The 17,461-nt window shown below is 52.1% G+C and carries 16 protein-coding genes; 9 read left to right on the top strand and 7 right to left on the bottom strand.

What is annotated here, in order from left to right:
* The first annotated feature begins 240 nt into the window (after positions 1 to 240).
* Positions 241 to 1,641: a replicative DNA helicase gene (gene dnaB / locus P9L94_05115; protein MDP8243442.1), complete on the top strand. Its 1,401-nt coding sequence runs from the start codon at positions 241 to 243 to the stop codon at positions 1,639 to 1,641.
* Positions 1,642 to 1,678: 37 nt separating this feature from the next.
* On the opposite strand, the gene P9L94_05110 is transcribed toward dnaB, so the two are convergent.
* The gene (locus P9L94_05110) at positions 1,679 to 2,587 is read right to left on the bottom strand and encodes a glycine cleavage T C-terminal barrel domain-containing protein (protein MDP8243441.1); all 909 of its coding nucleotides are present in this window, start codon (positions 2,585 to 2,587) and stop codon (positions 1,679 to 1,681) included.
* Between the two features lie 828 nt (positions 2,588 to 3,415).
* Between P9L94_05110 and dnaA the strand changes: the two genes are divergently transcribed.
* From dnaA to P9L94_05095, 3 genes are all read left to right on the top strand, one after another.
* On the top strand, positions 3,416 to 4,789 hold the full coding sequence (gene dnaA, locus P9L94_05105; protein ID MDP8243440.1) for a chromosomal replication initiator protein DnaA: 1,374 nt from the start codon (positions 3,416 to 3,418) through the stop codon (positions 4,787 to 4,789).
* Positions 4,790 to 5,160: 371 nt separating this feature from the next.
* Complete coding sequence (locus P9L94_05100) at positions 5,161 to 6,609, top strand: sensor domain-containing diguanylate cyclase (GenBank protein MDP8243439.1); 1,449 nt, start codon at positions 5,161 to 5,163, stop codon at positions 6,607 to 6,609.
* Between the two features lie 154 nt (positions 6,610 to 6,763).
* Positions 6,764 to 8,026, top strand: a complete 1,263-nt coding sequence (locus P9L94_05095; protein MDP8243438.1) for a PQQ-binding-like beta-propeller repeat protein — start codon at positions 6,764 to 6,766, stop codon at positions 8,024 to 8,026.
* An 81-nt stretch (positions 8,027 to 8,107) separates the two neighbouring features.
* Here P9L94_05095 and leuD read toward each other — a convergent pair whose 3' ends face one another.
* On the bottom strand, positions 8,108 to 8,701 hold the full coding sequence (leuD, locus tag P9L94_05090; protein ID MDP8243437.1) for a 3-isopropylmalate dehydratase small subunit: 594 nt from the start codon (positions 8,699 to 8,701) through the stop codon (positions 8,108 to 8,110).
* A complete protein-coding gene (leuC, locus tag P9L94_05085) occupies positions 8,701 to 10,110 on the bottom strand; it encodes a 3-isopropylmalate dehydratase large subunit (protein ID MDP8243436.1) in 1,410 nt (469 codons plus the stop codon). The genes leuD and leuC overlap by 1 nt, the downstream gene beginning before the upstream one ends.
* Before the next feature lie 322 nt (positions 10,111 to 10,432).
* On the opposite strand from leuC, the gene P9L94_05080 reads away from it, so the two are divergent.
* The 4 genes from P9L94_05080 (at position 10,433) to P9L94_05065 (ending at position 13,240) form a co-directional block, all read left to right on the top strand.
* On the top strand, positions 10,433 to 11,068 hold the full coding sequence (locus P9L94_05080) for a hypothetical protein (protein ID MDP8243435.1): 636 nt from the start codon (positions 10,433 to 10,435) through the stop codon (positions 11,066 to 11,068).
* Between the two features lie 46 nt (positions 11,069 to 11,114).
* A complete protein-coding gene (locus P9L94_05075) occupies positions 11,115 to 12,620 on the top strand; it encodes a hypothetical protein (GenBank protein ID MDP8243434.1) in 1,506 nt (501 codons plus the stop codon).
* A 192-nt stretch (positions 12,621 to 12,812) separates the two neighbouring features.
* Positions 12,813 to 13,055, top strand: a complete 243-nt coding sequence (locus P9L94_05070) for a hypothetical protein (GenBank protein ID MDP8243433.1) — start codon at positions 12,813 to 12,815, stop codon at positions 13,053 to 13,055.
* A complete protein-coding gene (locus P9L94_05065) occupies positions 13,055 to 13,240 on the top strand; it encodes a hypothetical protein (protein MDP8243432.1) in 186 nt (61 codons plus the stop codon). The genes P9L94_05070 and P9L94_05065 overlap by 1 nt, the downstream gene beginning before the upstream one ends.
* A 66-nt stretch (positions 13,241 to 13,306) precedes the next feature.
* Here the strand turns inward: P9L94_05065 and fetB are convergent, their stop codons facing one another.
* The 4 genes from fetB to P9L94_05045 are packed head-to-tail and all read right to left on the bottom strand — an operon-like array spanning position 13,307 to position 16,567.
* A complete protein-coding gene (gene fetB, locus P9L94_05060; protein ID MDP8243431.1) occupies positions 13,307 to 14,089 on the bottom strand; it encodes an iron export ABC transporter permease subunit FetB in 783 nt (260 codons plus the stop codon).
* Positions 14,086 to 14,820 carry an ATP-binding cassette domain-containing protein gene (locus tag P9L94_05055; protein MDP8243430.1) on the bottom strand — a complete coding sequence of 245 codons (735 nt, stop codon included), beginning with the start codon at positions 14,818 to 14,820 and terminating at the stop codon, positions 14,086 to 14,088. Before P9L94_05055 ends, fetB begins: the two co-directional genes overlap by 4 nt.
* A gap of 30 nt (positions 14,821 to 14,850) precedes the next feature.
* On the bottom strand, positions 14,851 to 15,888 hold the full coding sequence (locus P9L94_05050; protein ID MDP8243429.1) for a PAS domain-containing protein: 1,038 nt from the start codon (positions 15,886 to 15,888) through the stop codon (positions 14,851 to 14,853).
* Between the two features lie 25 nt (positions 15,889 to 15,913).
* Entirely contained in the window at positions 15,914 to 16,567 is a 654-nt protein-coding gene (locus tag P9L94_05045) for a hypothetical protein (GenBank protein ID MDP8243428.1), read from the bottom strand.
* A gap of 371 nt (positions 16,568 to 16,938) precedes the next feature.
* On the opposite strand from P9L94_05045, the gene P9L94_05040 reads away from it, so the two are divergent.
* Positions 16,939 to 17,457 (top strand): flagellar basal body-associated FliL family protein, encoded by a 519-nt coding sequence (locus tag P9L94_05040; GenBank protein MDP8243427.1) that lies wholly within the window; start codon positions 16,939 to 16,941, stop codon positions 17,455 to 17,457.
* The last annotated feature ends 4 nt before the right edge of the window (positions 17,458 to 17,461 follow it).

Genomic DNA, 17,461 nt, shown 5'->3' with positions numbered 1-17,461 from the left:
GAGAGTTCGTTTGTTTATAAGTTGTGGATGAACTGTGAGTGCTGTTTTTGCGCTTCGCTCCATAAAAGAAAAGCGCTTTATCAAGACAAAAAATCGTTTTATAGTGATTTAGAGAATGATGTGTGGATTGATCTTTAATCACTGTATCTATCGCTGAGCCTGCCTGTCTCAGGTCGGCTCGTATTGTGTCACACGCTCTAGACTGCACGACTGTGGATTGAAAATTGGAACCGACTAACCATGGCAAAAGCGCAAGCGATGGTCCCCGCTGACCGGACGCTTCCTCATAATTTAGATGCTGAACGTAAGGTGCTCGGCGCGATGATTCGCGACCGCGAAGCGCTGCACCGCGCCCATGAAATCCTGAATGTTGGCGGATTTTATCAACCCAGTTACCAGATATTGTACGATACCTTACTCGAACTCGACGTAAACAACGTCGCGGTCGATCTAACCACGCTGGCTGACGCGTTAGAGCGCAAGGGCAAACTGGCGGTCATCGGCGGCGCTTTCTTTCTCGCCGAACTGGTGCAGAGCGTCGCGACTTCGGCCAATATCGAACACCACGCCAATATCGTACGCGAGCGAGCGTTGCGGCGCCATTTGATCCGCAGTTGTTCGGAGATTATCCAAAACGCCTACGAAGGCCGTGATGAGGCGGAATACATCCTCGGCGAGGCCGAATCGACCATCTTTCGTTTAGCTGAACAGCGCGGCGGACGTTCATTCAACCCGGTCGGGACGTTTCTCGATGCGGCGTTAGAGAAAATTCAAATTGCCCAGGAACAACAAGGTTCGCTGACGGGGCTGACCAGCGGTTTTCGCGACCTCGACCAGATGACGGCGGGCTTTCAACCGTCTGACTTGATTGTTCTCGCGGCGCGGCCTTCGGTGGGTAAAACCAGTTTGGTCTTGAACTTCGCCGAAGAGGCCGCCATGAGCGGAGCGGCGGTTGGGTTGTTCTCGCTGGAAATGTCGAGCGAGCAAATCGCTGAGCGGGTGTTATGCTCGCAGGCGCGGGTCAATCTCAAACACATGCGTTCGGGATTCTTCACAAAAAAAGACGCCAACCAACTGATCCAGACCGCCAGCAATATCCACGACATGCCGCTCTACATCGATGATACCCCCAATTTATCGCCGATGGAGGTGATGAGCCGCGCCCGGCGTCTCAAGGCGGAAGCACCCAATCTGTCGATGTTGATTATCGACTACTTACAGCTGATGAACGGCGGTCGCAACAGCGACAACCGTCAGCAGGAAGTCGCTGAGATTTCGCGCGCACTGAAAATTCTCGCGCGAGACTTGAACATTCCCATCATCGCTTGTTCGCAGTTGTCTCGTGCGGTCGAAAAGCGCGACGACGGGCTGCCGCGCCTGTCTGACTTGCGTGAATCGGGCGCCATCGAACAAGACGCCGACCTGGTGGTGTTTATTCACCGCGAGGCGCTCAAGGGTGAGTTTGACGGCGAAGAAGAAGACCTCGAAGCAGGCCGTCAGCAGCATTTCACATACAAGTTGGTCATCGCCAAGCACCGTAACGGCCCCGTCGGCGAGGTGCCGATTTACTTCGCCAAGGAATACACCCGCTTCTTTGACGTCGCCAAAGACGACCGCGAAGACGACGAAGTGCCTTTCTAGTGGTCTAACTGGACCGCTCAGTCAAAAGACGAATTGTTCACAAAACGGTTACGGTGATTTCGTTGTCGCCAATCAGCGACGTATAATATGCGCCTGGTTTGCGAAGCGCGCTGCGTAAATACCCCAACCCGATCACTTGCTCGCGCTCAATCGAACGGCATGCGCTGGTGATTGTTCCCACGTCTTTGCCCTCATGCTGAATTAACGCCGTTTCTGTCGGCGGTTCCTTGCATTCCAGGACAAAGCGGGTCAATTCACGGTTGACGTGACCGCGAAAATGCAGCCGCGCCACCACTTCCTGACCGATGTAACATCCCTTTTCGAATGAAATGGCGTGATGAAGCCCGGCCTCTTGCGGGATGACGTGATCGTCTAACTCGCGCCCAACCATGGGGACGCCGGCTTCGATGCGCAAGATGTCGAGAACCTCTGGGCTGACAAGGTGTGCGCCTGCGTCTAAAAGCGCCGTCTGGACGGCTTCACGGGCGTCTTGGGGGCATACCAGCAAGCCGCCCGGCTGCCCTGTGAGCGCGGCGGGAATGACCAGGCAATCCGGTTGCTCCATCATGTTCCCGGCGTTGGGGCCTTGCAGCGCAATTACGGCGTGTTGCTGAGTCAGGTCGTGAATTTCCGCCTCTTCCATAATCAGAAACTTGTCCAGCGTTTGTAGAATGATTTCGCGAAGAGGGGCGCGGGCGATCAAGAGAATGTCTTCTTCTCGCATATAGACCCAAGCGTCCGCGACAATTTTTCCCTTCGCGGTCAACAAGAGGGAGTAGTTGCTTTGTCCGGCGCGGAGTTTATTCACTTCATTCGAAACCATCCCGTGAAGAAAGGACTTGCGGTCTGGCCCGGTAAGCGAAATCACAGCCCAGTCTGCTAACAGGCAAAATCCTGCGTTCTCTTTCACTGCCTGGCACTGCTGATTTATATCGGATGCTTGCATTCATTTCTCCATTGAAAGTGGTTTCAAATAAGCCAATCGTCATTTTCTGTTGATATTACAGTCAATAATTCGCGGGAATGAGTCTAAGATGAAAAAGTAATGAATTGAACCCGTTGAACTTAGAGAAACGGCGCCGACGAAAAATCAATCGGTTATTTGCAATGTTTTCACTATGCTTCTGATTTTACACAGATTATATCCACAGGCGAATAAAGGCAGCTGAAATTCTTTGAATCTAACATGAATTATGGTAGGGAGTTAATTCGATATAAATTGAGTAATGTATTTTAATCGCTTGTATTTATTCGCTTTAAGAGGACGAGGGCCTGTGGGATTTGAGCGGGCGAGAAAAAAAATGAAAAAATATTGGAATGAGTAAACTGTGAGTAAAGAGGAGTTTAGGCGCCATCTTCCCATGGAATCACGGGTGGCGAACCAAATCAGCTATTGCTTTCCTGTGGATAGAATGATAAAAATACACAGCACTGTTTCTAAGGTTAAAAAAATCAAACTGTTAGTAACTTGTGGATAATTAGGGAATTAACTGTGAATGAATTGTGAACACTGTGAAATGGAATGTCAGCAAGAGGAAAAGGATCAAGTAGATGTGGAAAGATAGACTAATTAAACGCGCAATCTTGCAGCAACGTGTTTAGTTTCCTGTGGCCCAATCATCTTTACGAAAACCGTGAAGGAGATCATTCAAAACCGGTTAATCTGGATAGGGCGATTACTGCCTTTTTTATGAGTACATAAGCCGAAAAGTTGTTGGAAAGAGTTAAGAATTGTGCCGCTCATTATGACTGCGGAACATGGAGGACGAAATAAATGGTTTACACGCCCGCAACGATGTTCGCATCACAGGATCAATCGCTCTGGCTGCGCGCCGAAAATGCGTTACGCCAACATTTGCCCGAAGAAGAATATGATGATTGGTTCGACGAAGTCTGCCTTTTGGAATGTAATGGCTCGAATGTGATGTTGGGCGTTCCGAGTAGTTACCGGAAAGAATATATTGAGCAAAATTATATCCAGCTGTTGTCGTCTGTTTTTTGTGGATTGTTAGATCAAAATCAGCTAAACGTCGGCGTCAGTTTAATCGAGGCCAGCGGCGAAAAAGCGACGGCGTCTACGCCCGTTCAATCGCCTGCAACCTCAATGCCTAAATCGCAGGCCGACTACGAACCGTTGAACGAAAAATATACCTTTGAATCGTTCGTTGTTGGGCCGAGCAACAAAATGGCCCATGCGGCGGCGGAGGCGGTCGCCCAAAAACCGGCGCAGTCTTACAACCCGCTGTTTTTGTATGGAGGCGTCGGGCTGGGCAAGACCCACTTGATGCAGGCCATCGGCAACGCCGTCAATAGCAACCACCCCAACAAACAGGTGGCCTATCTCTCGGCGGAGCAGTTCGTCAACATGTTTATCGACGCCATCAAGCGCAATGCGCGTTTGTCGTTCCAAGCGGTGTTTCGCAATGTGGATGTTTTGTTGATTGACGATATTCAGTTTTTGGCGGGCAAAGAATCGACCCAGGAAGAATTTTTCCATACCTTTAATGCGCTTCATAACCGGCGCAAACAAATTGTGATCTCAAGCGACCGTCCGCCCAAAGACATTCCGACCATCGAAGACCGCCTGCGTTCGCGTTTTGAGTGGGGGCTTATTGTTGACATCGGCTTGCCTGATTTTGAAACGCGCATGGCGATTCTGCGGCGCAAGTCGGAACAATTACAAATGAACATCCCCGATGACGTATTGAAGTATGTCGCCAGCAAGGTCAGCTCGTCAATTCGTGAAATGGAAGGCGCCTTGTTTAAGGTATCGGCCCATTCGCGCTTCAGCGGCGAGGGGCTAGACGTTGAAACCGCCGCCGAATTGCTGGGCGAGATTTATGACCGCCCGGTGAAAGAAATTTCCATCGAAAAGATTCAGCGCAAAGTCGCCGATTACTACAGCATCAAGCCGAGCGATATTATCGGCAAAAACCGTTCGCGTTCGATTGCGCGGCCGCGTCAGGTAGCGATGTATCTCAGCCGCAAACTGACCCGACATTCGTACCCGGAAATCGGGACCTTCTTTGGAAACAAAGACCACACCACCGTATTATTCGCATGTAACAAAATCGAAAAAGAATTGGACGTCGACCCTAAATTGCGTTCCATCGTGGAGCAAATGACGGAGTCGTTTTCCAAATATTGAGCGATGGCTTCATTGATCCGGCGCTACGGAGTATAAGGCCTAGGGTTGCCGCGCGTTCTTCGAGGGAGAGTGCGCGGTTTTTGCCGTCTGGGCCTGGAGGTTTGCTCTTTGTCGGCGGGCGCTTCTTAATGTTATTGACTTTAGACTTTTAGCCCCCCCTTTTTAAGGGGGGACGGCGCTGAAAGCGCCAGGGGGGATTTCAAAACAGCACAAATAAAAATATTTCAAGGGCTGGCTTCATTTTATTCAGCCTTGGCTCGCCACCCCTGAAGTCAATGACATTGGGGCGCTTCTTATGAGTTCCTTTTGTGAATAAAGCGGGTAGTATAAATATACACCTTAGAATTGCCGCTGTGCGTTTAGGACGCTAGATGAACATACGAACCAAACTTCTTACGAGCATTACTCTCATTCTTTTTGTTGGATTCAGCCTCACCAATTACATCCACTATTCAACATCCAAAGATGCGTTGCATACCAACATCGTTGACGATTCGCTGCCGATTATCAGCAATAACATCTATTCAGAAATCCAACAAGACCTGATGAAGCCCGTGAACGTGTCGTCTTTAATGGCGAACGATACGTTTGTGAAAGACTGGTTGCTTGACGGAGAAAGCGACCTCGAACCCATTCAAAAATATTTATATGAAATCAAACAGCGATACGGGTTTGTCTCGACGTTTTTAATCTCGACCCGGACGTTAAATTATTACCACTACGAAGGGCTGCATAAACAAATTAGCCCAGACGATCCGCATGACGACTGGTATTACGATTTTTTAAAACGCGACGCGCAATATGGCCTTGACATTGATACAGATGAAGCGGCCAATGACAATCTGACCATCTTTATCAATCACCGCTTGCTTGACTATGACAAGAACTTGATCGGCGTCACCGGCGCCGGATTGAGCATGAGCCAGATGGGCGCGTTTCTGGCGGAATACCAAGGCAAGTTTAAACGGAATATCTTTCTGGTCGACCCGGACGGCGTTGTGCAGATTCATAGCAATCTAGACCTCGTACAAACCATCAATGTGTTTGAACAAGAAGGCATTCAGCGTTTCCGCCAAAGCATACTCGACGAGAAAGACGATTTGACCTTTTGCGAATTTGACCGCGACGGCAAACACATTCTGTTGCTGACCCGCTATATTCCTGAATTCAACTGGTATTTGTTCGTCGAACAAGACGAAACCCTGACCCTCGCCGACATTCGGCAAAACCTGGTCTATAACCTCATCATCGGTCTGTTGATCACCTGCGTTGTTATCATTATCAACGTGTTCACCATTAATTATTTTCAAAAGCGTTTGGAGCGGCTCGCCTCGCGCGATGAACTCACCGGGGCTTACAACCGCCGCACGTTCCTTGAGAAAGCCAATGTGGAGTTTGTCCGTTGTCGCCGCTATAGCAAGCCGTTGTCGGTGTTAATGATTGATCTCGACCATTTCAAAGCCATCAATGATGCGCATGGCCACGCGGCGGGCGATGCGGTGCTCAATTCAATCGTCAGTACGTGTAAGACGACGTTGCGCGAGACGGATTTATTGGGGCGCATCGGCGGCGAGGAGTTTATGGTCTTGCTGGTCGAAACCGGCCAGGAACGGGCGCTGACGGCGGCGCAGCGTTTGTTGGAGTCCATTCGTCAATTGGTTGCCAAAGAGCAAGGGCGGAGCATTCAAACAACAGCCAGCATCGGCGCCTGTTTAATGACGCCAAACGACAAAACCTTTGACGACCTGATGAAGCGCGCCGACCAGGCGATGTATCAAGCCAAAGAGAACGGCCGCAACCGGGTCGAATTTCTGGCTTGAAAACGTAATCTGCTCACGATTTTGCATGTCGCGGCAAAGCCCTGCCAAACCATTCAATGACAATATCAATCCAGCAAAATATGTCGTATAGTTTTGTGAACACTCGTTAACCTTCAATGAGTTTTAAAGCAGGAACAGGAAAGGACTTCATATTATGTTGAACAGCAAATTTTGCTTGATGGCTTTCACCCTTCTTTTAATTGCCCATACGGCGCCGGCCGCCGACAATTGGCCCGACTGGCGCGGCCCCACTTGCGACGGTCATTCCAGCGCGACCGGCTTACCGCTGACCTGGTCAGAAACAGAGAACGTCGTTTGGAAAACGGCCATCCATGACGAAGGCCATTCATCGCCTGTCGTTTGGGGCGACCAAGTCTGGTTCACCACCGCCAATAAAAGAGGCGCGACGCTATACGCCGTTTGCGTTGATCTCAAGACGGGAAAAATCATTTACGACATCCCCGTCTTTGAACCCGAAAAACCCCAGCGCATCAACGGCAACAACACCTATGCAACGCCGTCGCCCGTTATTGAAGAAGGCCGCGTCTATGTTCATTTCGGCACATTCGGCACAGCCTGCATCGACGCCAAAACCGGCGATGTTTTATGGAAGCGCACCGACCTCAATTGCGAACACATGCAAGGCCCGGGGTCGTCACCGTTTATATACAAAGACCTGCTGGTTCTCCATCTTGAGGGAACCGACGTTCAATTCATCACCGCGCTCAACAAAAAGACGGGCGATTCGGTTTGGCGATATGATCGGCCCAGAGACTTATACGAAAGCATGAAAACCCTCGCCTACCGCAAATCATATCAAACGCCCATCCTGGTTGAGGTCGATGGAGAAACCCAACTCATCAGCAACGGCGCCCTGATGGTCACTGGACACAAACCCGATACCGGCGAGGTCATCTGGCAAGTGCTTTATGGGGAAGACAACTCCATCGGGCGCGTGGTCAGCGGGTTCGGCCTCTACTTTGTGAACTGCGGCGGCCCGCCGAACCAGTCGCAACTGTGGGCGGTGCGTCATGGCGGCAAGGGAGACGTGACCGATTCGCATGTCGCCTGGAAGATGACCAAAGACGTCCCGTTAGAAAGTTCGCCCGTGCTTGTCGACGACTTGCTCTACACCGTTAGCGACGGCGGCGTGTTGATTTGTACGCAAGCGGAAACCGGCGGGGAAGTGTGGCAAGAAAAATTGAGCGGTCGGTATGGCGCTTCGCCGCTGTATGTTGACGGCCGGATTTATTTCTCTAACAAAGAGGGAAAAACCACTGTGATTGAACCGGGGCGGGCGTTTCATGCGTTGGCGGAAAACCAACTCGACGGCGAACTGTGGTCATCCCCCGCCGTCTCGGGGAAATCGCTCATCCTGCGCACGAAAACCCACTTATACCGCATTGAGAAGAAATAGCGGTTCCGCATAATATAAAAAGCCGGGGCTTAACATTCGCTAGGCTCCGGCTTTCATTCAACTGATTTATGTCATCTCAACTTACGCGATGCCGCGTTGTTTTTCATAAGCGGTGATCTTGTCTACATGCTGTAAGGTCAGGCCGATCTGGTCGAGGCCGTTCAATAAGCGGTGCTTCTTAAAATCATTCACATCAAATGAAATCGACGAGCCGTCCGGCTTGATGATCTTCTGTGCGGGCAGATCAACCGTCAGCTGATAGCCTTCGTTGGCGCGCACATCCGCGAGCAGGCCGTCGATCACGTCCGAAGGCAACACAATCGGCAACATGCCGTTGTTAAAGCAATTGTTGAAAAAGATGTCGGCGTACGACACCGCCAAAATGCAGCGAAAACCGTAATCATGCAGCGACCAGGGGGCGTGTTCGCGCGAGGAACCGCAGCCGAAGTTGTCTTTGGTCAATAAGATGCTGGCGCCGTGGTAGCGTTCGGCGTTCATTTCGAAATCGGGGTCGGGCTTGCCGTCGGCGGTGTAGCGCCAGTCATAAAACAGCATATCTTCGTAGCCGGTGCGCTCGATGCGTTTCAAAAATTGCTTCGGAATGATCTGGTCGGTATCGACGTTAAGCGCGTCTAACGGCGCGACCGTTCCTGTATGTTTGACAAATGGTTCCATTATTTGAACTCCCAGTTTCTGATGTCAACAAAATGGCCTTCAATTGCGGCGGCGACGGCCATCGCGGGGCTGACCAGGTGGGTGCGTCCGCCCTTGCCCTGGCGGCCTTCGAAGTTGCGGTTTGAGGTCGAGGCGCAACGGTCGCCAGGGTCGAGTACGTCGTCGTTCATGGCGAGGCACATCGAGCAGCCTGGTTCGCGCCACTCAAAGCCTGCGTCGATGAAGACTTTGTCGAGGCCTTCTGCTTCGGCCTGGTCTTTGACGGCTTGCGAGCCGGGCACCACCAGCGCGAGGTCAATATTGGTAGCTTTTTTATATCCCTTGGTGAATCTGGCGGCTTCGCGCAGGTCTTCGATGCGCCCGTTGGTGCAGGAGCCGAGAAACATCTTGTTGATTTTGACTTCGCTCATGGGTAAGCCTTCGGCGAGGCCCATATATTCGAGCGCTTTTTTGGTGGTCATGCGCTGGTTTTCGTTGTCAATTTTTCCCAGCACAGGCGTCGTGCCGTTGACATCGGTGACCATGCCCGGCGAGGTGCCCCAGGTGATCTGCGGTTCGATGTCAGCCGCGTTGAGTTCGACCAGGGTGTCGTAGGTGCAGCCTTCATCCGACGCCCAGGCTTTCCAGGCGGCGGCGAGTTCGTCGTGTGATTTATCTTTGGGGAGATACTCGCGGCCTTTGAGAAACGCGCAGGTTTTTTCGTCCGGCGAGATCAGGCCCGCGCGCGCGCCCGCTTCGATGGTCATGTTGCAGACGGTCATACGGCCTTCCATCGACAGGCTGCGGATCACGTCGCCGGTGAATTCGATGACGTAGCCGGTGCCGCCCGCCGTGCCGATCTTGCCGATGATGGCGAGAATCACGTCTTTGGCGGTGACGCCGGGGGGCAAGGTTCCATTGACGCGCACTTCCATCGTCTTGGATTTTTTTTGCAACAGCGTCTGGGTGGCAAGCACGTGTTCGACTTCGCTGGTGCCGATGCCGTGCGCCAATGCGCCGAAGGCGCCGTGGGTCGAGGTGTGAGAGTCGCCGCACACAATGGTCATGCCGGGTTGGGTCAGGCCCAGTTCCGGCCCGATGATGTGGACGATGCCGTTGCGGCGGTCGCCCATTTTGAAGCAGGCGATTCCGGTCTCGGCGCAGTTCTTCTCTAACACTTCGACTTGTTTTTTCGAGAGCGGGTCTTGAATCGGCACCGTGCGGTCGGTGGTCGGAATGTTATGGTCCATGGTCGCGAAGGTTAGCTCGGGGCGGCGAACCTTGCGGTTTGTGAGCCGCAAGCCTTCGAACGCCTGTGGAGACGTGACTTCGTGAATGTAATGCCGGTCAATATAGAGGATGGATTCTTTGCCTTCCTCTTCATAGACGGCGTGGGCTTCCCAGATTTTTTCATAGATGTTCTTCGCCATCAGCAACTTTCCTCACATCAGGATGGGGTACCAGCAAAATAGCCGGAACCTTTAGTATAAATCCCCGCGCGGTTAAACCGAAGTGATCGTCCCGGCGTTTTGGCCGGGCGTATTTTTTCCGTTTCCAATTGGGCGCCGCATCGTTTATACTGGTGTAGAAGTGAGTTGGTAGGCGAGGCCTGCCTGCGGCAGGCAGGCTCCCGCCGAGCCGCGAGAACGAGAAAGGCTTTCGATATTATCTGGCTCACCAGGAGGTTCGCCCTCCCCAGATAGTGCGCTCTAGATTGAATTAGCGCCAATGACACGAATGAGGAGGCTGGAGATGGTACGCCGCATACGCTATTCGATGCTCGCAGTGATGATTATCGCTCTCTGTGCGGTGATCGCCTTCTCCAGTACGCGCTTTCAACAACCCGCGCCCCCAAAGAATGACCTCGAACGCTTGGGGCTTAAAGGGCCGATCTATCAAGTGAGTTTCAGCCGCACGTCAACGCTGGCGGTAACCTATACGTTTAATACGGTTGGGGACATCGAGGAAGAGATTCTCTATCAAAACAACAAGCCCTTTGAGCGCATCCAGTATTTTTATGGTTCCGACGGTGAGATGGCTCGCGTCGTTAAGATGAATGAAAACGGCGCCGTTATGGATACGCGCAGTGTATACGAAGGAGACCAACTGTTTCGCAACCAGCTGTATACAGACATTCCGCTTGAATCGACCGTGCCGCTTAAAACGCAATATCATGTGAAGCGGGGAATGCGAAAAAATTATGACCGTCATGGAAACTGGACTTCACAGCGAATCGATTTGAGCAATGTCCGTTTTGAGGGTTATGTGACAAACGTGATGTATTCGTGGCTGGACAACCGGAGTATTCAATATTTTGACGATCTAGTCATGCAACCGGAATGGTCAAAAACAAGCTCCGCATCTATAGAATTTCTGCCAGTTCCGTAATAATGGGTGACGCGATTACCCTACACCAACTAAAGAGAGTGAAACTATGTTTACGCAAGTTTGGCGTGAGTATTGGGGGCTGTTAGAAGACCCCTTCACCTGTGAAGACGCAGACAAAGACGGCGTGTTGCCGGATGTTGACCCGAACGCAGTGCATTGGAGTTTTGACCGCCTGTATGGAACCCCGCGTATGCCTGCGCCCGCGATTATCTTCGGCGAAAAAGGCAGCGGCAAAAGCGCCCTGCGGCTGATGATGCGCCGCAAGGTGGAGAAGCACAACCAAGACAAGCCCGACGAAAAATTGTTTCTGATCGAGTACATCGACTTTAACAATTACCTGTCGCATTTCCGCCGCGCTATCGGCGCCCGCAACGACGAACAGGCCGCCGAGCGGGTGATGAAGCGCTGGGGCGTCGCCGAGCATCTCGATTGCCTGCTGTCGCTGGGCGTGTCGAAACTGGTCGATGAAGTGCTGCCCAGCGAATCGCCGCGCGATAAGTTGAACCACAAACAACGCGCCTATCTCGCCTTGATGGCGTCGATCTATTACGACTCCAGCCAACGCACTCAGATGGAAGCCGTCCACCAGCTCATCAGCCGCTTGGGATTAGGCTCGCTGCGGCCGTATTTCTATTGGATGTTGACCATCCTGATGACGGTTGCGTCGTTTTTCCTGGCGGCGCTGCCGATTGCCGCCAACGTAAACCGGGCGGCGGAACAGTCCCCCATGCCGGTTCTTCCGTTCTTGATTGGCGGCGGGGTTTTACTTGCGGGCGCCTGGCTGCCGTTTATGTATTACACCTGGATGTCGTCCTCGTTCGCGGCCCGCGCCGACCGCGCCGTCAAAAGCCTGCCGCGCAACAGCGCCGCGTTGAACGAATTGCTCAAGCGCCTGCCGTTGAAAGAGCGCCGCGAATACACCATCCCCCGCGGCTCAGACGAAGCGGGGCGCTACCAATTGCTGCAACGCTTCATCGAGATACTTCACGCCTTCGGTTACAAGGGCGTGTATGTCTTGCTCGACCGCATCGACGAACCGTCGCTCATCAGCGGGCGCGAAGATTCGATGCGTAAGTTTGTCGAATCGCTGCTCGATATCAAGTTGCTTCAGTTCCCTGACATGGGCCTCAAGTTGTTCCTGCCGATTGAGATGGATGAAATTCATCGCAACGCCACGCCGGAGCAACTCAAGAAAATGCGCCTCGACAAATCCAACCTGGTGCCGGAACTGAAATGGACCGGGCAGGAACTCTATGAAATCGCCAACCAGCGTGTGAAATCCTGCGTGAAACCCGACGGACGCATTCAGGGCCTGGCGGATATTTTCGGCGATGACTTTGACTTTGCCTATTTGAAAGAGACCTTGCATAACCTGGGGACGCCGCGGTATGCGTTTGGATTTCTTTCGACGCTGTTTTCGGAATACACCAAAAACCTGCCCAATGAGTTAGGCGACGGCGACCCGCGCTGGCAGATTTCGCGCGCGCACTTTGACGTGGTCAAAGCGGGTTGGACCGACCGCTCCGACGTGATGCGCCGCGTGTTGAATTAGGTTGAACGATACGGGCTTGGGTATGTTTGCTTGCTTTGTTGCGGGCTTGTCGTTTGGTTTAATCAGGGGAGGGCGAACCTCCTGGTGAGCCGCAAAAAAGAGACAACGCTTTAATATTTTGCGGCTCGGCGGGAGCCTCGCCCTCCCCATGAATTAATGAGTTAGTTCATAATTTATGGATTATAAATGGCAATGACTTTATCACGCGAAGAAATTCTCCATTTACTGGACCAGATGATCGAGCACCAGCAGAAAAAGGTGCTCGAAATCGCCCGCCGTTTTGTGCCGGGCATCACGCCCGAAGACGCCCGCAACCCCGAAGATTTTGAAGAACTCAAAGCCAGCCACATCTTTAATTTTGAAGACGGAATCCTCTCCGGCTACATCAGCGCAAAGACCGCCCTCGTCGCCGAAATGCGCATGAAGGAAGACTGATGAAAGATAGAAGAATTGTCGATTTCAATGAGAATAAATTGAATGATGTAAGCCAAAAGCGCTTTCATCGCAATCCAAGCGTGCGCGTCAAAGTTGATCTTAAAGATTTAGTGAAACGAATTCCCAAAGACTTTCGCATCGGCGAGATTGATTGGGGCGGGTGTTATGGAAAAGAAGAATGGTGAAGTTCAGTAGGGTGGGTTCTTAACCCACCAGAAGGGTCTGCCTTTGTGGACAAAGGCGCTCCAACGTTAATCCAAACACAGCGCCCATTGTTTGTTAAACAGGCGCCGCGACTCAAGCCAGACGGTGAGGTGGCAGGATAACGACACCGCGCCGGCAATCATATACACAACAATAATTTGATAGCGTATCGCTTCTTCCGGCACGATGCCCGAAATTAATTGCCCCGACAAAATGCCCGGCAGTTGGACGATACCCATTAACATCATGCTGTTCACGGTGGGGATCAACGCATTGCGCAGCGTTTCTGAGACGAATGGCTGTATGGCGACTTTGGGTGGAGCGCCCAACGCCAGCGCCGCTTCAATTTCTCCACGCCGGTTTTGAATTTCCCCGCGCAGTCGATGCACTGACAACGCCGCCCCATTGGCGCTGTTGCCGATTAACATGCCCATTATTGGAATAAAGATGTGCGGCGTCAAAAACGGGTTGATCTGTAAGGCGGCGCCGAACAAAAAACCGCCGATGAGCAGCGCGGTTATATGCAACGACGCCCAAAGTGAAACAAACATGCGGTATGAAAACGTATCCTGGCGCTTGCCCGCAGTGTAGGCGCCTACGCAAATCATAAACTCGATCACGCTGACATAGACCCACGCGCTATGCGCCTCAAACAACCAGAGCAAGACATAACCGACCAACCAAAGTTGAATGAAGGTACGAACCGCGCCCACCAGAAACGTCGCTTCCAACTTGGTGCGGTTCAGCGCCATCAAGCCGACCGCGAGCGCGACCAACGAGGCTGAAATCCACACTTGGGTCATGGTAATAGCCATATAGTCGGGGCTCATGCGTCCACCTCGTCAACCATCGCTGCCAATGACTCAAGGCGCGGCGCGGCGTCATCAATGGTTTCGTAGAAAGTTGAGGCGCCCTCGTCAAAAAAGAGGACGGCGCCGCCGAGTTTTTGCGCGATGTCGATCTGATGGTTGACTACGATCACAGTCACGCCGGATTCGCGATTGAGTTTTAGAATCAAGTCGACGATTTGCCGGGCGCTGGCGCGGTCGAGCGCGGCGGAGGGTTCATCTAATAAAAGAATGTCGGGCGCGTTGGCCAGCGTACGCGCCAATGAGACCCGCATCTGTTGACCGACGGATAAATCGTTTGAATTGCGCGACGCGGCTTCTTGGGGCAAGCCCACCCGCTGTAATAAATCCGAAACGAATGCGGCTTTGTCTTGGGGCGGTTTGCGGTGAATGCGCGGGCCGAACAACAGATTGTCGCTCACCGTCCCTGCGAATAAATGAGGCAGTTGCAACACCAGCCCCATGCGTCGGCGCCATTCGCCTACCCCATATTGCTCCATCTCGCGATCTTGAAAAATGATGCGCCCTGATTCAAGCGGGTCGAGGCCGATCAGTACGCGCAGCAGGGTGGATTTTCCGCTGCCTGACGGGCCGAGCACGTTGAGCATGGCGCCCGCAGGCAATGAAAACGAGACGTTATCGAGGATGCGCCGCCGTTCGTCGCCGACGCCTTTAAAACAAGAGGCCGATTCAACCGTGAGGATATTCACCATGCGAGGTTCCCAAGATGAGGCGCGTTGTTGTTATGAAACCGGACGGAAAAACCAGAGGCGGCCTAACACTTTTCCATCTTGATCTTGCATGGGAGAGGTGCGGCACTGGAGACGAAATTTCTGTTTGGTTGTGAGTTGGAACTGCTGCTCATTGGCGGGCGTTTCCTGTAACTCGCTTTGGAGCGTTTTCCAATCTCGTTCGGTATCGCTCCAGTGCGATCCGAGTAATTCGAGCCAATCGGATTTGGACAGTTCTTGCAGCTCCGGCTCGGCGGTTTCCAGCCATTCACATACAAGCGCGTTGGCGTGCGTGACGGCGCCGGAACGGTCGGTAATCGCCACGCCGTCGTTCATCAATTTCATCAACGCGGTGAAGCGCCGGTTTTGCGCTTCGAGTTCGGTGGTGCGGTCGCCGAGCGACAACAGCGCGTCTTGCAGTTCGGTGGTGCGCTGTTGTAATTCGTCATTGGAACCTTCGAGTTCTTGTTTGAGATCAAGCAGCGCTTGATTGGTCTTTTTGAGTTCTTCGTTTTTTTCTTCAAACAAAGAAAGCGTTTGCACCAGGTTTTGGTTTTGCGCCCGCATCTCTTCTGAAATCGACGGACTTTTGCGGCTCGAGAATTTTTTGTTGAAGAAGCTGACGATGTTGCGCGCCAGCGTTTTAGCGGTATCGGGCTTCTTTTTCAACAAGCGAATCAACGTGCCCGCGCCGGGTTCTGATTCGATCTCGATTTTGTCCATCATGCGCTTCATGGCGGGGATGCCGCGCAACGCCGTCGAACTGCCGCTTGATTTGAGCATCTCGTCGGCTTGTTCTTCGCTGAGGCCGGGGCCGTCGTCGCGCCCTTCGACCTCAAGGGCGAGCGAGTCGTCTTCGGTCAGGATGGCGAAGGTGATTTCTCCGCCGCCGCCGTGCTCGAGGATGTTTTTGCCGAGTTCAAATACGGCGGTTGATATCTGTAACTGCTGGGTAACGCCGTAGCCCATTTCCTCGCTGATAATTCGCGCGCGGTCGCGCGCAGCGAGGATGTCTTTTTCTTCTGAAATGCCTTGAGAGAAAATATCCATTGAGTTGTGTCTATCGTTTTCGAAATTAGGAGTTGCTGGTTTCTGTTGATTCGGTTGATTGAGCCGGTACGATCAACATGGGAGAGTCGGTTGGAATGGCGTTGAAGTCAGGCGTTGCTTCTTCGATGTATTCCGAAAATGATTGGTTGTCGAAACGGTCTAACGCCTGGGTGGCGGTTGCGCTCAATAGAGACTCTTCTCCAACAACAAAATAGCGGTCTGCGCCGTTGTCATCGTCTTCTATCTTTTCGCCGATCCAAAACTTTTCTTGACCAATGGGGTCGCCGTCGCCCCAGACGGTTGCGGTCCAGCGGCCTTCGCCCCCAAAGCGCTCAAACTGACGCATCTCAAAATAGACGCCCAGGGTTTTTTGTTTCGGCTTTATAATTTTTTCGGTTAACACGATATTGCCGAGAGGGTTCTGCAATTCGTAGATGACGGTTTTTTCCATGTCTTCATCAGAAAAACGGGCGACCACGACCACGCGCGCGTCAACGTCGGGGTCAAACTGGTCGGTCACGCCGATCCAACGGTTTTCAGGAGACAATGATTTGCAGGTAAATACATCTCGTTCTAATACGGCGGCTGGCTGCATCGCAATCTGTGAGGTCGTGCTGCAGGCGACCACAAAACAAACGGCAACGCCAAATAATCCCAATCGGTTAATACGAAGATTCATGAAGGATCCTTTCCCTTACTAGTTTGTATTCTACTCGCCGTGTTCAAACATCGTCAAGCGAGGGCGCCATGTTGCCAATTTGCAGGTTACACCGGCTGAAATGAATCGGCGCCGTTTTTGCAAAGTGAACAATTACTCCATGATTACAAAACGGTTGAGGCGGGAGCGGCGTTAACCGGATTTCGATAGAAATGAATGAGTATTGACTAAAATACGCTCTTTTCATGGAGCGAGTTTGAGCCAGGTAGGCAAAATTTGCAGTGCACTTTAATGGGATTCGGCAAAAACGTGCTTGACAGGGCTGATTTAAGGTCACTATACTAACATGAAATTACTAAAGTTGTATCGAGTCGCTTAAGGAGGCTTCTGAAATGGGAGACGCCCCAGAACAGGCTGATGTTCAACAGGAAGAGCAACCTAAAAGTAAACTTCCATTTATTATCGCAGGATTCGGCATCTTGCTGGTTGTGATTGGCGTAGTTGCTTACATGATGATGAGTGGGGGCGCCGAGTCAGATGTTCCCACGCCGGAGTTTAAGAATGAATTGGGCTATATGTACACGTTTCCCAAGCAGTTTGTCGGGAATTTGTCACCTCCCGACGATCAATATATGTTTACGGCGGACGTGACGCTCGAAATATTGCCGAGAGGAAAAAATTCAGAAAGTGATGCGCTGACGGAAATCGGTGCGAGCGATTCAGACGACACCAAAAATATGATGCCAGTCATCAAGCAAACTATTCAAGAAGAACTCGCTTCGCAAACTCGGGTCGAAATCAACGGGCGGGTGGGGCGAGACAATTTGCGCAACCGGATTAAAAACGAAATCAATCTTAAACTCACCAAAGGTGAGATTAAAGCCGTCTATTTGACCGTAGTTGTACCCTAGGCGT

The organism is Candidatus Hinthialibacter antarcticus, assembly GCA_030765645.1.
GTDB lineage: Bacteria > Hinthialibacterota > Hinthialibacteria > Hinthialibacterales > Hinthialibacteraceae > Hinthialibacter > Hinthialibacter antarcticus.
Note: the sequence above shows the minus strand (reverse complement) of the source record. Positions and strands in the feature narration are given on the sequence as shown.

Bases quoted from the DNA above. Each gene is read 5' to 3' on its own strand.
- leuD (MDP8243437.1), bottom strand. From the start codon at position 8,701: ATGGAACCATTTGTCAAACATACAGGAACGGTCGCGCCGTTAGACGCG.
- dnaB (MDP8243442.1), top strand. From the start codon at position 241: ATGGCAAAAGCGCAAGCGATGGTCCCCGCTGACCGGACGCTTCCTCAT.
- P9L94_05045 (MDP8243428.1), bottom strand. From the start codon at position 16,567: ATGAATCTTCGTATTAACCGATTGGGATTATTTGGCGTTGCCGTTTGT.
- P9L94_05110 (MDP8243441.1), bottom strand. From the start codon at position 2,587: ATGCAAGCATCCGATATAAATCAGCAGTGCCAGGCAGTGAAAGAGAAC.
- P9L94_05080 (MDP8243435.1), top strand. From the start codon at position 10,433: ATGGTACGCCGCATACGCTATTCGATGCTCGCAGTGATGATTATCGCT.
- P9L94_05070 (MDP8243433.1), top strand. From the start codon at position 12,813: ATGACTTTATCACGCGAAGAAATTCTCCATTTACTGGACCAGATGATC.
- dnaA (MDP8243440.1), top strand. From the start codon at position 3,416: ATGGTTTACACGCCCGCAACGATGTTCGCATCACAGGATCAATCGCTC.
- P9L94_05095 (MDP8243438.1), top strand. From the start codon at position 6,764: ATGTTGAACAGCAAATTTTGCTTGATGGCTTTCACCCTTCTTTTAATT.
- fetB (MDP8243431.1), bottom strand. From the start codon at position 14,089: ATGAGCCCCGACTATATGGCTATTACCATGACCCAAGTGTGGATTTCA.
- leuC (MDP8243436.1), bottom strand. From the start codon at position 10,110: ATGGCGAAGAACATCTATGAAAAAATCTGGGAAGCCCACGCCGTCTAT.
- P9L94_05065 (MDP8243432.1), top strand. From the start codon at position 13,055: ATGAAAGATAGAAGAATTGTCGATTTCAATGAGAATAAATTGAATGAT.
- P9L94_05055 (MDP8243430.1), bottom strand. From the start codon at position 14,820: ATGGTGAATATCCTCACGGTTGAATCGGCCTCTTGTTTTAAAGGCGTC.
- P9L94_05040 (MDP8243427.1), top strand. From the start codon at position 16,939: ATGGGAGACGCCCCAGAACAGGCTGATGTTCAACAGGAAGAGCAACCT.
- P9L94_05075 (MDP8243434.1), top strand. From the start codon at position 11,115: ATGTTTACGCAAGTTTGGCGTGAGTATTGGGGGCTGTTAGAAGACCCC.
- P9L94_05050 (MDP8243429.1), bottom strand. From the start codon at position 15,888: ATGGATATTTTCTCTCAAGGCATTTCAGAAGAAAAAGACATCCTCGCT.
- P9L94_05100 (MDP8243439.1), top strand. From the start codon at position 5,161: ATGAACATACGAACCAAACTTCTTACGAGCATTACTCTCATTCTTTTT.